This window comes from Acinetobacter sp. 231_lipA (assembly GCF_058243005.1).
Genome location: NZ_JBZAYU010000001.1, coordinates 1,361,120 through 1,377,079 on the forward strand (window position 1 = coordinate 1,361,120; position 15,960 = coordinate 1,377,079).

Consider the following 15,960-nt stretch of genomic DNA (forward strand, 5'->3'; position numbering starts at 1 on the left):
TCAAAAAAGGTCAACTTTTAGCTTTCCGACCAAAGGTCAAATGGTTTCATCCTCCCCCTTATAAAGAAACGCTGAGAGATTTCAGTTCAGATAAATTTTGAATGTTTAGTCTTTTGCGGACGCATCCATTAGAATAGGCGCACCTTTTTCTGATATTTGATAGTTCCATGATTCAGCTTGATCAAGTTTCATTGCGCCGTGGTGGACGAGTGTTATTTCAAAAAGCCTCCATGCAAATCCATCCGGGTTGGAAAGTTGGTCTCACCGGTGTCAACGGTGCTGGAAAATCAACCCTGTTTGCTGCGCTCTTAGGCTCGATAGGTCCTGATGATGGCACCCTAAGCCGCCCTGCCGTATGGACGGTGGCGCACATGGCACAGGAAGTGAAAGCCTTAGATATGGCTGCAATTGATTTCGTCCTGACCGGTGATGAAGAATATTGGAACATTCAACAACAGCTCAACCATCCTGAACAGTTAACTGACACTGAACTGGCTGATTTACATGGCCGATTCGACGAAATTAACGGTTATTCCGCACCCGCTAAAGCCGCTCAGCTTATGGCGGGTCTGGGTTTTATGGAACATCAAAACCAACTCTTGGTTTCGAGTTTCTCTGGTGGATGGCGAATGCGTTTAAACTTAGCGCGTACTTTGATGAGCCGTTCAGATCTATTATTACTGGATGAACCGACCAACCACTTAGATCTCGATGCTATTTTATGGTTAGAAGATTGGTTAAATGCCTATACGGGCACCCTGATTTTAATTTCGCATGACCGTGATTTCTTAGATGCCATTACCAACCGTATTTTGCATATCGAAAATCAAGAACTCACCCTCTATAGCGGCAACTATTCCACCTTTGAAACCACTCGTGCTGAACGTTTAGCCCAACAACAACAAGCCTATGAAAAGCAGCTCGAAACACGGGCGCATATTCAAAAATATATTGATCGCTTTAAAGCCCAAGCCACTAAAGCGCGTCAGGCACAAAGCCGAATTAAACAACTGGAACGGATGCAGCTGCTTGCTCCTGCACATGTCGATACCCCATTTACCTTTAGCTTCCGTGAACCCACCAAAATGAGTTCACCACTGCTCACTCTAGAACAGGCTGATATTGGTTATGGCGACAAACTGATTGCCACCAATATCAACATACAAATCACCCCGACGAGCCGGATTGGCTTATTGGGGATGAATGGTGCAGGTAAATCAACTTTAATCAAATCCTTGGTCGGTGATTTACCTTTATTGGCAGGACAACGCAAAGCCTCAGAACTGCTGAATATTGGCTATTTTGCACAGCATCAAATGGATTCACTGGATGAGTCGGCCAGCCCAATGCTGCAATTGGCACGCATTGCGGATAAAAAAATCAGTGAAGCGACCTTACGTGCCTTTTTAGGCAGTTTCGGCTTTAGTGGCGAGCGAATGGATACCCCTTGCGAGAGTTTTTCTGGTGGTGAACGTGCCCGTTTGGCATTGGCTTTAATCGTGTGGTTACGTCCCAATGTCTTGATTCTAGATGAACCGACCAACCATTTAGACTTAGATATGCGCCATGCCTTAACCATGGCTTTACAAGACTATGAAGGTGCTGTGGTCTTGGTTTCACACGAACGCCAACTGATTGCCAGCGTATGTGATGACCTCATTTTAGTCCATGCTGGAAAATCGACCGAATTTGAAGGCGATCTACACGATTATGCCAACTGGTTACGCCAAGCGCGCCTAGAGATGATTAAACAAGGCGGAATCGTAGCGCCGATCGTGTCTAAAGTCAGCACTCAAAAAACCATCGTTTCAAAGGTTGATAAAGAAGCGCAGCGTAAATTAGCTGCACAGCGCCGTGAACAAACGCGTCCGATTCGTAAAAATATCGAAAAATGTGAAAGCCTACTGGAAAAACACCAGCCACGTTTACTCGAAATTGAAAGTTTACTCGGTGATGCTGGCCTATATGACGCTGCACGCAAAGATGAACTCATGAAACTGATGAATGAGCAAACCGAACTTAAAAACCAAGTCAGTGAAGCTGAAGAACAAATGCTAGAGCTGATGATGGAACTTGAAGAGCTCGAAAGCTCATTCGAAAACGAATAATCTTTCCTCATACACCCTGCCCGCTCTGTTTATGCATGGCGGGCATTTTTATGTCTTAACCATTTTGATTGATTTACTTTGCTGCAACACCAATCGATCTCGAAAAACGTGCCTTTTCGGTCTATGCATATAACTCAATAGGAAATGCACCCAAATAGTCTGAGCATTTTAAGAAATCATAAGTGATTGAAATTAAAATTATTTCTTAATAAATAAATCAATAAATTGATTGTTTCTTATTGTTTAGATATTCTTAAAAAGCAAAAAATTAGATTGTTTAATTTAGCTTAATTAATTGAATATTCAACTATATACAGCCCTATTTCCATGCATTTCACAGCTTAAAGCCAAATACAACCTTCACAACAGACAGCGAATATCCATCATGTTCAGACACGCACCTTTCAACACAACAAGTTTTGAATTTAAAAAGAGGGAATAAATTTAAAAGATCCGATTTAAATTTAAAAAATAACGCATGGTTTTAAATTTAAAACCACACTTAAAGCAGCTGTGGATAAAATTATACGTATTTTAGCAACTGATATAAAGTGCTATTTTTATTTATCCACAGGCTAATGTTGTTTATTTATTCAGTTGTTTTAGGCAAATCCATCCTCTTTTTTGCGCTCTTTTTCCTTAATTTAATACGGCTCTTTGCGCCTTTAAAAAACGTAATTCTTGTATTTTCCATCCCTGATCGAAGACCCATGTTTCTTGGATTTGTTGGCGATTTTCAACCAAACCGATCAAGACCTGACAGCGTGTTTGGTCACGGTTAAACTCAAATTCTTCAAATTCGACATCGGGTTTTTGAGGTTTCCAAACCCCATTTTTCACAGCATGTGCGATCTTTTCATAGCGCGTATAGTTACTCTCCACACGATCAGCTTGCTCATAGACCACCTTAAAATGCTCATCTTCATATTGAGCTAAAACTTCATAATTGCCCGTAAAAAATGCATTCACCCAAATGTCGCGTACTTGTTCTAGTTGATTATCCATCATAATGACCTCACATTTTGCACTGTGCAAAAGACTTGATACTCACATCATGACATCGCTATAAGTCAGTTTAATAACAGTGTGCATTGCTTATATTTTATTCAAAATCATAAGAAATGCTGTAAAAAAAAGCACCCCGTAGGGTGCTTTTTTGGCTTATTTTGTAAAGCGCTTAGGCATCAATATCCGCATTCAATGCATTTTCTTCAATGAATGCACGACGTGGTTCCACATCGTCACCCATCAAACAAGAGAACATACGATCGGCTTCAATCGCATCCTGAATGGTAACTTGCAACATGTTGCGGTTTTCAGGATCCATAGTCGTTTCCCAAAGCTGGTCCGCATTCATCTCACCCAAGCCTTTATAGCGTTGAATCATCATGCCACGACGGGAATCAGATAAAATATGCTGCCATACCTGATGGAAGTTAGTAACTGCAATCTTGCGATCGCCTTTTTGTAGGTAAGCACCGTCTTCCAACAACGTAAACCAGCTCTTGGAGTTTTTCAACAAACGTGCATATTCACCAGAACCCAATAAACCTGCATCTAATAAATAGCTGTGCGGCAGATTGTGTACATAGATGGTGATACGAGGTAAGTAAGTCTCGATCTTTTGACCATCCGCCAGTTCTTTTTCAAACGTTTCTAAGCTTAACTCTGGACGCAAGCTCGGTTGAATCTCTGCCACAGCACTGCGCACTTGCTCAGCCCACTGCTCAACATAAGCTCGGTCATGGTTTTGATCCAGCTTAAAGCCTTCAACCGAAATCAACGCATCTAAGACACTGGCAGGATAACGTACAGTTAAACGCTGTAAGCTCTTCTGAGACGTTTGATAGTCCGCAATCACATTCGCTAAAGCTTCACCACGGATTGCAGGTGCAGCATCGCTGATGTGCAATTCAAGCTCATCAATCGCGTTTGAAATTAAATAGGTTTCAAGCGCATCATTATCTTTAAGATACTGCTCTTGTTTACCTTTTTTAAGCTTATACAGCGGTGGCTGAGCAATATAGATATACCCACGCTCCACCAGCTCAGGCATTTGACGGAAGAAGAAGGTCAACAATAGGGTACGAATGTGCGAACCATCCACGTCAGCATCGGTCATGATGATGATTTTGTGATAACGCAATTTGTCCGGATTGTACTCTTCACGACCAATACCACAACCCAATGCCGTGATTAGCGTGCCGACTTCTTGAGATGAAATCATCTTGTCAAAACGCGCACGTTCCACGTTTAGGATTTTACCTTTCAACGGTAAAATCGCTTGCATCTTACGGTTACGACCTTGTTTAGCTGAACCGCCTGCAGAGTCACCCTCGACTAGATACAATTCAGACAATGCTGGATCTTTTTCTTGGCAATCTGCGAGTTTACCTGGTAAGCCTGCAATATCTAACGCACTTTTACGACGCGTCATTTCACGCGCTTTACGTGCTGCATCACGAGCACGAGCCGCATCAATGATTTTGCCTGCAATCGATTTTGCAGCTTGCGGGTTTTCAAGCAAATATTCAGAGAATGATTTGTTCATTGCCTGTTCAACTGCAGGTTTCACTTCACTTGAAACCAACTTTTCTTTGGTTTGTGAAGAGAATTTCGGATCAGGCACTTTCACTGAAACAATCGCGGTTAAACCTTCACGGGCATCATCACCAGAAACGGCTACTTTCTCTTTTTTGAGTAAGTTTTCATTTTCCATGTAGCTGTTTAGACCACGCGTTAATGCCGCACGGAAACCCGCTAAATGCGTTCCACCATCTTTTTGTGGAATGTTGTTGGTAAAGCAACGTACGTTTTCTTGATAGGTATCATTCCACTGCAACGCCACTTCAACACCAATGCCATTTTCAGCCTGTACGGTGAAATGGAAAATGTCGTTCAGATGGGTTTTGCCTTGGTTAATATATTTCACAAACTCAGACAGACCGCCTTCGTAGTCAAACACATGTTCTGCATGAATACGCTCGTCACGCAAAACAATGCGCACGCCCGCGTTTAAGAAAGACAATTCACGTAAACGACGCGCTAGAATATCGACATTGAAAATGGTTTGGCTAAAAGTTTCAGCACTTGGCCAAAAACGGACAGTTGTTCCTGTGGTATCCGTATCCCCCACAACAGTCAGTGGGTAAACCGGATCACCGTGTTTATATTCTTGTTGATGAATATGACCTGCACGATGAATGGTCAGTTCCAACTTACGTGACAAGGCATTCACAACTGATACGCCCACACCATGTAGACCACCTGAAACCTTGTAGCTATTGTCATCAAACTTACCACCTGCATGCAGAATGGTTAAAATCACTTCTGCGGCAGAAACCCCTTCTTCAGGGTGAATATCGGTCGGAATACCGCGCCCATTGTCCGATACACTTACAGATTCATCTTCGTGAATCGTCACCAAAATTTCATCACAGTGACCTGCAAGCGCCTCATCGATCGCATTATCCACCACCTCAAACACCATATGGTGTAAGCCTGAACCATCATCCGTATCACCAATATACATACCCGGACGTTTACGTACTGCGTCCAATCCACGTAATACTTTGATACTAGAGGAATCATAAGCTTTTTCTGTGGTTTGTTCCGTTTGAGAAGCAGCTTGTTGATCTTCTGAACTCATGGTTTCTCCCTAGCGAAAAATAGGTCTATCCCGTGATGGGTAAAATCTAAAATCATTGTGCGACAACTTGAACTTGACCGTTTTCAACACAGAATAATTGATAAGAAATAGATAAATCATGTAAGTGATTTTTGACTGATTCATACTCTAAAGTGGTAATAAAAACTTGACTACCCAGTTGGCTCAATCGCTCAATTAAACGTTGTTGTGCTGTTAAATCTAATTCTGCTGTCAGATCATCTAATAATACCACAGTTTCCTTATTACAAGCATGTAGCATTGCAATCTGTGACAGTTTTAAGGCTATGATTAACAGCTTTTTTTGTCCACGTGACAGCACGACATCGGCATCGCCAAGGCTTGTTTTTAAACGCAAATCTGCCTTGTGTGGACCATACTCGGTATAGCGCCGTTCAAGGTCTTTTTGATGATGACTTTGCAGGTCATTCAGTAACCCTAACTCGGTATGAAAGCCAGGGCTATATTCTAACTGAACCTCGATATCTGGCAGCAGGTGTTTTAAATCTTGCTCAAAAAAGCCCTTCCACTGCTCCACAATGCTGACGCGCTGCGAATGCAGCATTTCCCCATAATCACCAAGCATTTTGTTCCACGGCTCCAAATCTGCCAGACTTAGATTCCGTCGTGTTTTCAGTAAACTATTACGCTGTTTTAATGCCCGTGAATAATATTGCCATGCATGATAAAACTCAGGTTCCACGTGGAACATCAGCCAATCTAATAGTTGCCGTCTAGGCTTGGCACCATGATCAATAATATCGGTACTTTGCGGATCAATCAGTTGTAAAGGAAGAATCTTAGCCAACTGACCTTGAGTGGCAATGTTGTCGCCATTGACCTTGATGAGCTGTTCACCAGACAACAGCTTTTGCATCCCAATTTTTTCAGAACTGGATTGGGCAAAGACAATCGCGTCGTGGGTATCGGTTTGAATATAGTGTTTCGGAATATGGGTCCGAAAGGAACGTCCTGTCGCCAACAGATGAATGGCTTCTAAAATTGAGGTTTTACCTGAACCATTTTGTCCATAAAAAACATTAAACGGTTGCAATCCATGGAGAGCAACCGTTCTGAGATTTCGAACACGTTCGATGTTTAAACGCGTGATTTGCATGCCTGAACCTAGGGCTTAAACACGCATTGGCATGACCACATAGGTCTGATCTTGATGAGCTGGATCTTGCACTAGAACCGATTGATTTGCTTCGGTCATCGTCATTGACACATCATCACCATCCAATGCACCTAAGACTTCCAAGATATATTGGGCATTAAAAGACATTTCCATTGGCGCATTATTATATTGAATCGCCAAATCCTCTACGGCTTCGTCTTGCTCTGGGTTATTGGCACGCAGCTGCAAAGTGTCTGCGGCAAAGTTTAAGAACACACCACGTAGTTTTTCATTACTTAAAATCGAAACACGTTGTAAAGATTGCTTAAAGACATCATGTGCAATTAAGACATTTTTATCCCCACCACGTGGAATCACACGGCGATAATCAGGGAATTTACCGTCAATCAGTTTCGTGGTGAAACGAACCGTTGTATCCCCTTGTTCTTTGTCACGGCTGGCAATAGAAATGGTCACATTCAATAGTTCACGACCAATCAACAACGCCAATTGTTCATCTTCAATGCTCAATAAACGCTGTAATTCGCCCACTGCTTTACGTGGAACAATCGCTTGAATCAATTGAGTGGCATTTGAGCTAGCAACAGTTTCACACAGAGCTAAACGATGGCCGTCTGTGGTCACTGCACGCAGTTGATTATTATCAATTTCGAGCAAGGTTCCCGTGAGATAAAAACGCACATCCTGCACTGCCATAGCAAATGCAGTTTTTTCAAATAGGCGCTTTAATTCACGCTGTGTCACCGCAACTTGCGTGCCTTGCGTGTTCTCCGTGGTCAATAACGGGTAATCTTCAGCCGGTAAAGTCCCCAACACAAAACGGCTATTACCAGACTTTAAAATACAACGTTGATCTTCAGTAATTTGTAAGTCTATCAGTGCTGCAGTCGGTAAAGATTTGCAAATATCCATCAGCTTACGTGCAGGAACGGTCGTTTCACCCGCTTGTAAACACGCCCCTTCAGCAAGAGGGGTACTTGCAACCAATTCGACTTCTAAGTCTGAACCTGTGATCGTCAACGACGCTTGGCTTACTTGTACTTTAACATTTGAGAGAATATTTAAAGTATGGCGACGTTCAACCGCTCCTACGACATGTGATAGAACATTAAGTAAGCTTTCTTTCGCGATTTTTAAACGCACGATACATTCCTCGAAAAACTGAAGATAAAATAATAAATAAATGTGTTTTTAGCAGTGTACTATGCGTCAGAACATGCCGCATTGCAAGAATAGAATTTGAGCAATTTTGCTTAACTTTGCAGCAAGCGTTGCAAGTTTTTATAGTCCTCATTGAAGATCGGATCTTCATCGCGCAGACTTAAAACTTTTTCACAAGCATGCATGACGGTACTGTGATCTCGACCGCCAAAGGCCATACCAATTTCAGGGAAACTGTCCCCAGTTAACTCACGTGCTAAGCCCATTGCCAATTGGCGTGGACGAGCATAAATACGGGTCCGTTTAGGCCCAACCAACTCTTTGAGTGGGATTCTAAAGTACTCACTCACCACACGTTGAATATTTTCAGTACTGATGTTTCGTGCACGAATGGCCAAGACGTCTTTTAATGACTCACGCACAACATCCAAATCAATAGCTGTACCCTTAAAGCGTGAAATGGCCACCACTTTATTCAGCGCACCTTCCAATTCACGTACGTTTGCAACCACTTGTTGCGCAATAAATAACGCACAGTTTCGCGGTAATTCCACATCATTGCTTTCTGCTTTTTTCAGCAAAATTTCAATACGGGTTTCAATATCTGGTGGCTCAACTCCAACCGACAAGCCCCAAGAAAAGCGTGAAACCAAACGTGGATCTAATTCCGTTAATTCTTTTGGATAACGATCAGAGGTCAGAATAATTTGCTTAGATTCGTCTAAAAGTGCGTTAAAAGTATAGAAAAACTCAACTAAACTCGCCTCTTTACCCGCCAACAAATGAATATCATCGACCAACAATAGATCTAAAGATCGGCAATTTTTCTTAAATTCTTCCACTTTGCCTTGTTGTAAAGAACTGACAAAGTCTTGAACAAAGCTTTCTGCCGTCATATACATGACACGTGCATTCGGTTTGGCTTGCAACAAGGCATTGCCCACTGCTTGCATTAAGTGTGTTTTACCTAAACCAGTCGGGCCATATAAAAATAAGGGATTGTGTTGAGACGCACCTAACTGGGTTAAAACCTTACGACACGTTTCAGCAGCCATTTGGTTGGAACGACCTTCCACAAAAAGTGAGAAGGAAAATAAAGGATTTAACTGGCGTTTACGGCTGTTTTTAGAATTCCCTTCTTCTTTTTCTTTTTTCGGACGCACAACAGGTGCTGGAGCAGACTCTAAAGCTGCAGTCGTCGTTGCAGGTTGCTCACTCGCAGATAAAATTGCACCCGGGCGTGAATCGACTAAAATTTCAACTTTACGTACACGCCCTTCAGAGAGCTGCTCCACTAAAATTGTAATCAACTCTAGGTGATGTTCTTGAATGTAACGTGTCCAATAGGGATTGGGAGCATAAAGACGTAGTGTGTCATTTAACTCTTCTGCAACTAAAGGGCGTATCCACATTGTAAAGACATTCCCAGAGAGCTCTTGTCGCAAGCGAGTTAAGCAGTCCGTCCAAAGCATGTGAAACCCCTATTCATTCCATCGATAATTAATAAAAACACTATGTACCCACCGAAGCGGGTCGCCATTCTAACCAAGTTATCCACATCTGTCATGGAAAATTCTGCAGATATTGCTCAAAAAGCCTGCTTATGAAAATAAATTTAAATTCAAATACTGGTGTGGATAAGTTTATCCGCAAACTGTGGATAGAATATAGCACAAAGTTATCCACAAACTATTAATTTTATAAAAACAATCTTATCCACACCATATTCTATTGTTTTATAATAAAAAAAGTGTCATTTCCACAGAAAAAGGCCACCCTAATAGTAATAAATTTGAATTTATAAATTTGAATTTATTTATAAGAGACCTGTTTTCTGGGGATAACTGGAGATCCAAAATGAATTTAAATTTAAAAACATGCACAGCAAGTGAATTTAAAGACTTGTGGATAATTATGTGGGTAATCTTGTTGGTAACTTATATCACTTTAATAAACAATAATCTAGGTTGTGTATAAGAAAAAAGTGCAGTTGTTTAAATGTTATCGAGAAAAGAGCAAGCTCAAGCTGCTGTTACAAATAAAAAGGCTTAATTTCACAAGAAAATCGGTTTTCCATTGACAGCTCAAGCAATGAACACTAAACTCGCGAACCTTCATTGAATGATCATTTTTGGAGTTTCGATATGAAACGTACATTCCAACCATCTGAATTAAAGCGTAAGCGCGTTCATGGTTTCCGTGCTCGTATGGCTACTAAAGCTGGTCGCCAAGTATTAGCTCGTCGTCGTGCAAAAGGTCGTCACAGCTTAACTGTTTAATCAATAGTTAACGCTTAAACGATTTTGGGTGTTATGACTACACTTTATGGCTTCAGCACAGAGGTTCGTATTCGCTGTGCTGCCGATTATAAGAGTGTCTTCGATGGTGCGCTTTTTAAAGTGCATCAGCCCCATTTCTTATTTCTAGCAAAACTGACCGAACAACCTCAAAGTCGTTTGGGTATTGTTGTTGCTAAAAAGAAAGTGCGTCGTGCACACGAAAGAAATAGAGTAAAACGTTTGGCTCGCGAAAGTTTTCGCTTGCATCAACAGCAATTAACTTTAGATATTGTGGTTATGCCTAAAATGGGGATAGAAACAGTGCCTAATGCAGAGTTGCACCAGCAATTACAATTTGCTTGGCAAAAATTACAACGTCTTGCCAAAAAGCATCAAAAAATAGCTCCCTCCCTGCAAAAGTAGAGATGGCCAATGGTCCGGTTACTGCATTGGTTAATTCGATTTTATCAAATTGCGATTAGTCCTTTACTTGGACCGCGTTGTCGTTATATCCCTACATGTTCTCAATATTCATTGGAAGCAGTCCATACACATGGTGCTGTGCGTGGTGTGTGGTTGGCTACTAAACGTATTTGCCGTTGTCATCCTTGGGGTGGATCGGGGTATGACCCTGTTCCAAACAAAAGGATTCGTTTTATCTCTTTTCAGCAAATAGATTCTCAAAAGCATCTGGTTGCTGTACCCTTTCGTGATTGTTTCTTGAACCAAAATCACTCTAACCACTTGGGGTAATCGATATGCAACAATGGGCCAGGTTTGCCATTCTCGGGGCCATGTTTGTTGTCGCTTATTTGCTCATTTTGGCTTGGCAAAAAGATTATGGACATGCTGAGACTCAGCCACAGCCACAACAGGCTGCAGCAGTTTCACATGAAGTATCTGCAGATTTGCCAAATGCCCAAACGGCTTCAGCAGCGTCTGATATGCCACAAGCAAATATCGCGACTCAGCAACCAGCTACAGAAGCAAAAGCATCTGTAAATCAACAGCTTATTTCAGTACAAACTGACCTTTATCATCTTTGGATTAATCCTAAAGGTGGTGATATTGTTCGTATTGAATTGTTAAACCATGACAAGAGCAAAGACAGTAACGAAGCATTTGTCATGCTTGAAAGTGATGCAAAACGTACTTATGTGGCGCAGTCTGGTTTAATTGGTCTTAATGGTCCAGACAGTAACCGTAGCGGTCGCCCAATGTATGAGATTGAAAAATCTGCTTATACATTGAATGATGCCAAAGCGGTTCAAACTGAAGATGGAAAAAGCATCAAAGTGTTAACTGTACCGATGGTACTGAAAACAGCTGATGGTGTGGAAATCATTAAAACCTTTACCTTCAAGCAAGGTGAATATCCTGTTGTTGTGAACCATAAAGTGGTGAACCGCAGTGGTCAAAACTGGCAGGGTCAAATGTTTGGTCAACTCAAACGTGACAACTCTGATGATCCAGGCAAATCGGATCAAGGTATTTTCACGCTGGGCACTTTCTTAGGTGGTGCTTGGGGTTCGCCTGAAGAACATTATAACAAGCTTAAATTTGCTAACTTCAATGAAGAAAAATTGAATGTTGAAGCGAAAGGCGGCTGGGTTGCTATGGTTCAGCACTACTTTGTGAGTGCTTGGATTCCAGGTGACTTAAAATTGACGCAAGCCAATGGTCAACCTTATGTTGCAAAATTAGAGTCGCGTAAGTCAACGGATGATATGAATATCATTGGTTTTACTTCACCGACGATTACTGTGCCTGCTGGTACAGTGGCTGAGATTGACGCGACCTTCTATTCAGGTCCTAAAGTTCAATCTGAGTTAAAAGAGCTCGCAACAGGTTTAAACCAAACTGTTGATTATGGTTGGTTATGGCCAATTGCGAAATTATTGTTCTTGGGTCTTGAGTTCTTCCACGGTTTAGTGGGCAACTGGGGCTGGGCAATTATTTTGTTAACGGTCTTGGTGAAACTGATTCTTTGGCCATTGTCGTCTAAGAGCTATCGCTCAATGGCGAAAATGCGTGTCATTGCACCTGAAATGCAGCGTATGAAAGAAGAGTTCGGTGAAGACCGCATGCGCTTCTCTCAAGAAATGATGGCACTGTATAAACGTGAACAAGTCAATCCGCTTGCGGGTTGTTTGCCATTGTTATTACAAATGCCAATCTTCCTTGCGTTGTACTGGGTGTTGATGGAGTCAGTTGAGCTTCGTCATGCGCCATGGTTACTTTGGATTCAAGATTTGTCAGCGATGGATCCGTGGTTTATTTTACCGCTGTTAATGGGCGCAACGATGTTCATTCAGCAGTCTTTAAACCCCCAACCTGCTGATCCAATGCAAGCGAAAGTTTTCAAAATCATGCCGATTGTTTTCACAGTCTTTATGTTGTTCTTCCCTGCGGGTCTCGTGTTGTACTGGATTGTCAACAACAGTATCACGATTATTCAGCAGACCTTGATCAACAAATCTGTTGAAAAAGACCGCTTGAATAAGGAAAGTGCGTCGAGTTAATCGAAGCAACTTTTCGCGAAAAGCTGAATAAATCCGCTTAAGATGGTAATCTTAGGCGGATTTTTCATTGTGTGACTTTTAAGATTTTAGGTGAATGTTATGTACAACCGAACCACGATTGCTGCCATTGCAACACCACCTGGGCGTGGTGGTGTGGGGGTCATTCGCCTATCTGGTCCCAAGTCTTATGAGATTGCACAGGCCTTGACCCAAAAAGATTTACCTAAAGCTCGTTTTGCAGGTTTTCGCCAGTTTTATGATGCATCTGGCGAAGTGATGGATGAGGGCTTAGCGATTTGTTTTCCGAACCCAAACTCGTTCACTGGTGAAGATGTGGTTGAATTGCAAGGTCATGGTGGCCCTGTCATTCAAAATGCTTTACTGGGCCGTTTGTTGGAGCTCGGAGCGATTGCAGCAAAAGCCGGTGAGTTTTCCATGCGTGCTTTTGAAAATGGCAAACTGGATTTGGTACAGGCTGAAGCGATCGCCGATTTGATTGATGCGACGTCTCAAGCCGCTGCACGTTCTGCGGTACGTTCACTACAAGGCGCATTTTCAACCAAAGTGAATCGTGTGTTGGAGCAATTGATTCATCTACGTTTGCATGTGGAAGCTGCGATTGATTTTCCTGAAGAAGAAATTGATTTTCTCGCGGACGGGAAAATTTTAAATCTTTTAGATGGTGTTACTGCTGCTGTGAACCAAGTGCAACAATCGGCTCGTCAAGGACAGTTGCTGCGTGAAGGTTTACAAGTGGTAATTGCAGGAAAACCGAATGCGGGTAAGTCATCACTGCTCAATGCATTAGCGGGCATTGAACGCGCCATTGTGACGGATATTGCAGGTACGACGCGGGATGTCTTACATGAAAAAATTACCCTGAATGGCTTACCCATTACCTTAACCGATACCGCGGGTTTACATGAAACCGGCGATATTGTAGAAAAAGAAGGGATTCGTCGTGCCATTAAAGAAATTGAGCAAGCCGATCTGTTACTTTTGGTTTATGACTTAAGCCAAGGCGAAGACCCACTTAAACTGGCGCAAGAATATTTTGCTGAGCATATTGAACCGAAACGTTTGATGCTGATAGGCAATAAGTGTGATTTGATGGCAACGACATCGCATATCGAAGACTTTAACGGCTTCCGTCATATTATGGTTTCGGCAAAGCAAGAAACTGGAGTTAAAGCGCTCATAGAAGCGATTACAGCGCATGCAGGCTTCCAGCCTGAAGAAGATACCTTTATTGCGCGTACACGCCATTTAGACGCAATGAAACGCACTCAGCTTTACCTTGCTGAAGCGCGTGAACAATTGGTGGTGTATAACGCAGGTGAGTTGGTCGCAGAGTCGCTACGTTTGGCGCAAAATGCCCTCGGTGAAATTACAGGGGATTTTAGTGCGGATGATTTGCTTGGGAAAATTTTTGGATCCTTCTGTATTGGAAAATAACACTGCTATTGATAAAAAAGCCCTCTGATCAGGGCTTTTGATCTTTAAGCCAGACGTATACTGCCCTTATGCGCAAACCACAGATAAAAACACAATAAAGCGATGACAATGCAAAAGCTAATGACCCCGAAACTTAATCCAAAGTGATCCGCCAGATAACCCACAGCTACAATGGGCACAATTGTGCCCAAATAACCAATAAAAAGATAAGTTGACATCACTGCAGCACGATTCTCTAAGCTGGTCATAGCATGAATGAGACCAAAGGAACCAATCAAGGTCAGGCCATGTCCGACACCAACGAGAAAATCACTGATAAAGAAAAATGCACTCAGTTGAAATAGCATACACAGCGCCAAAATGCCTAAGCTTGCAATCAAGGTAATTAAGCCATAGTTGAGGCACTTATAAGCAGGAATACTTCTGGCAAAATACTGCACCACGGCAGAGACAATTAGAATACTGGTAATGGCAGAACCGCTAATGAGGGGGCCGTGCCACGGCAAAATATCCCGCACAAATGAAGGAGATAAGGATGCAAACAAGCTAAACGCGGCAAAGGCACTAAATGCGGTAAATCCAACAATGAAAAACAACTGATGATATTGCACTTCTGGTCGGAGTAGCTTTGGGGCGATACTAAAGGGCTGTGAGGTAAACGTGGGGGACTCAACCCAAAATAAACCAAAGAAACACAGTACAGCACCAAGAATGACCGGTAGATAAGGGCTGACCAAAGGGTATTCTGAAAATTGAGCTATCAGGCCACCAATCAGCGGGCCTAAGCCAAAGCCTACTGCTGTAATAATCGAACTGAGTTGTGGTGCAATCTGTTGATGGCTTTTGGGCACAGTATACATCAGTCCCAGTAAGGCAGAAGTGGTCATCAAACCAGATGCAATACCAATAATAAAGCGCCCCAAAGATAAAATGAGAGCATCAGAAGCATAAGCGGAAATCACCAACCCGATGCTAATAAACACCAAACCCACTTGTAAGGTGCGTAAATAGCCAATGCTATTACTGGTTCGACCAAGAAACAGTAAAGTAGCGAGACAACCAAACATATAAGCCACAAAAATATAGGTGATCTGACTCGGCACCAGATGCCATAAGGCTTGATACAGCGGGTAAATTGGACTGGCTAAGGCAGTCCCCATGGTTCCCATCATTAAGGCGAGGCTGACCATACAAAATGGACGCCAAGAAGTGGTTGTTGTCATGCAAATGCCATGCGGCTCTCTCGGTCAAAACAAGAATATTTTGATGCCCAAGAGAAAAAGGATAGAGAGCAACAGTGTATCGGTTTGTGGAAAAAATGGTCAACTAAAAACTTGAAAAAGAACGCAATAAAACTTAGCCATAGCGTTTCAGCAGTTTTAAGAACTCAGCCAACTCCTCTTCATTAACCTGTTCAGCTTGTGCTAATACATGATGGCGTAAGTGTGCTTCAACGAGTTCATTCATCAGCCCATTGACCGCGCCTTTAATAGCAGCGACTTGTTGTAAAACATCGATACAACTGGCATCGGGATGTGTGATCGAGAGTTCAACTGCGTTGACCTGCCCTTGTAAGCGTTTCACACGGTTTAAAATTTTTTTATCTTCATGCAAATGGCTCAACACTTTG

Annotated in this window: 13 protein-coding genes; 6 read left to right on the forward strand and 7 right to left on the reverse strand. The window is 42.3% G+C overall.

Annotated elements, in window-relative coordinates; all coding sequences use genetic code 11:
- Positions 1-167 precede the first annotated feature (167 nt).
- A complete protein-coding gene (locus AC4CUX_RS06895; protein ID WP_058951452.1) occupies positions 168-2,108 on the forward strand; it encodes an ATP-binding cassette domain-containing protein in 1,941 nt (646 codons plus the stop codon).
- A gap of 639 nt (positions 2,109-2,747) precedes the next feature.
- Here AC4CUX_RS06895 and AC4CUX_RS06900 read toward each other — a convergent pair.
- The 5 genes from AC4CUX_RS06900 to dnaA form a co-directional block, all read right to left on the reverse strand.
- A complete protein-coding gene (locus AC4CUX_RS06900) occupies positions 2,748-3,116 on the reverse strand; it encodes a hypothetical protein (protein ID WP_005401770.1) in 369 nt (122 codons plus the stop codon).
- A gap of 169 nt (positions 3,117-3,285) precedes the next feature.
- On the reverse strand, positions 3,286-5,757 hold the full coding sequence (gene gyrB, locus AC4CUX_RS06905) for a DNA topoisomerase (ATP-hydrolyzing) subunit B (protein ID WP_004697421.1): 2,472 nt from the start codon (positions 5,755-5,757) through the stop codon (positions 3,286-3,288).
- A 52-nt stretch (positions 5,758-5,809) separates the two neighbouring features.
- Positions 5,810-6,892: a DNA replication/repair protein RecF gene (gene recF / locus AC4CUX_RS06910; protein ID WP_291389383.1), complete on the reverse strand. Its 1,083-nt coding sequence runs from the start codon at positions 6,890-6,892 to the stop codon at positions 5,810-5,812.
- A 15-nt stretch (positions 6,893-6,907) separates the two neighbouring features.
- On the reverse strand, positions 6,908-8,056 hold the full coding sequence (dnaN, locus tag AC4CUX_RS06915) for a DNA polymerase III subunit beta (protein ID WP_159127930.1): 1,149 nt from the start codon (positions 8,054-8,056) through the stop codon (positions 6,908-6,910).
- Between the two features lie 110 nt (positions 8,057-8,166).
- On the reverse strand, positions 8,167-9,546 hold the full coding sequence (dnaA, locus tag AC4CUX_RS06920; RefSeq protein ID WP_490792250.1) for a chromosomal replication initiator protein DnaA: 1,380 nt from the start codon (positions 9,544-9,546) through the stop codon (positions 8,167-8,169).
- A gap of 672 nt (positions 9,547-10,218) precedes the next feature.
- Between dnaA and rpmH the strand changes: the two genes are divergently transcribed.
- The 5 genes from rpmH (at position 10,219) to mnmE (ending at position 14,330) form a co-directional block, all read left to right on the forward strand.
- Entirely contained in the window at positions 10,219-10,353 is a 135-nt protein-coding gene (rpmH, locus tag AC4CUX_RS06925; RefSeq protein ID WP_000831329.1) for a 50S ribosomal protein L34, read from the forward strand.
- Positions 10,354-10,386: 33 nt separating this feature from the next.
- Positions 10,387-10,776, forward strand: a complete 390-nt coding sequence (rnpA, locus tag AC4CUX_RS06930; protein ID WP_039890852.1) for a ribonuclease P protein component — start codon at positions 10,387-10,389, stop codon at positions 10,774-10,776.
- A 9-nt stretch (positions 10,777-10,785) separates the two neighbouring features.
- Positions 10,786-11,106 carry a membrane protein insertion efficiency factor YidD gene (yidD, locus tag AC4CUX_RS06935; protein WP_004977726.1) on the forward strand — a complete coding sequence of 107 codons (321 nt, stop codon included), beginning with the start codon at positions 10,786-10,788 and terminating at the stop codon, positions 11,104-11,106.
- Between the two features lie 5 nt (positions 11,107-11,111).
- Entirely contained in the window at positions 11,112-12,875 is a 1,764-nt protein-coding gene (gene yidC, locus AC4CUX_RS06940; protein WP_004697434.1) for a membrane protein insertase YidC, read from the forward strand.
- Positions 12,876-12,974: 99 nt separating this feature from the next.
- The gene (mnmE, locus tag AC4CUX_RS06945) at positions 12,975-14,330 is read left to right on the forward strand and encodes a tRNA uridine-5-carboxymethylaminomethyl(34) synthesis GTPase MnmE (RefSeq protein ID WP_490792251.1); all 1,356 of its coding nucleotides are present in this window, start codon (positions 12,975-12,977) and stop codon (positions 14,328-14,330) included.
- 44 nt (positions 14,331-14,374) lie between these two features.
- Here mnmE and AC4CUX_RS06950 read toward each other — a convergent pair whose 3' ends face one another.
- Positions 14,375-15,553 (reverse strand): MFS transporter, encoded by a 1,179-nt coding sequence (locus tag AC4CUX_RS06950; protein WP_457807406.1) that lies wholly within the window; start codon positions 15,551-15,553, stop codon positions 14,375-14,377.
- 133 nt (positions 15,554-15,686) lie between these two features.
- Positions 15,687-15,953 (reverse strand): metal/formaldehyde-sensitive transcriptional repressor, encoded by a 267-nt coding sequence (locus AC4CUX_RS06955; RefSeq protein WP_004697473.1) that lies wholly within the window; start codon positions 15,951-15,953, stop codon positions 15,687-15,689.
- Between the last annotated feature and the right edge of the window lie 7 nt (positions 15,954-15,960).

Coding starts and splice junctions, on each gene's coding strand:
- AC4CUX_RS06895 (WP_058951452.1), top strand. CDS start 168: ATGATTCAGCTTGATCAAGTTTCATTGCGCCGTGGTGGACGAGTGTTA.
- AC4CUX_RS06900 (WP_005401770.1), bottom strand. CDS start 3,116: ATGATGGATAATCAACTAGAACAAGTACGCGACATTTGGGTGAATGCA.
- gyrB (WP_004697421.1), bottom strand. CDS start 5,757: ATGAGTTCAGAAGATCAACAAGCTGCTTCTCAAACGGAACAAACCACA.
- recF (WP_291389383.1), bottom strand. CDS start 6,892: ATGCAAATCACGCGTTTAAACATCGAACGTGTTCGAAATCTCAGAACG.
- dnaA (WP_490792250.1), bottom strand. CDS start 9,546: ATGCTTTGGACGGACTGCTTAACTCGCTTGCGACAAGAGCTCTCTGGG.
- rpmH (WP_000831329.1), top strand. CDS start 10,219: ATGAAACGTACATTCCAACCATCTGAATTAAAGCGTAAGCGCGTTCAT.
- rnpA (WP_039890852.1), top strand. CDS start 10,387: ATGACTACACTTTATGGCTTCAGCACAGAGGTTCGTATTCGCTGTGCT.
- yidD (WP_004977726.1), top strand. CDS start 10,786: ATGGTCCGGTTACTGCATTGGTTAATTCGATTTTATCAAATTGCGATT.
- yidC (WP_004697434.1), top strand. CDS start 11,112: ATGCAACAATGGGCCAGGTTTGCCATTCTCGGGGCCATGTTTGTTGTC.
- mnmE (WP_490792251.1), top strand. CDS start 12,975: ATGTACAACCGAACCACGATTGCTGCCATTGCAACACCACCTGGGCGT.
- AC4CUX_RS06950 (WP_457807406.1), bottom strand. CDS start 15,553: ATGACAACAACCACTTCTTGGCGTCCATTTTGTATGGTCAGCCTCGCC.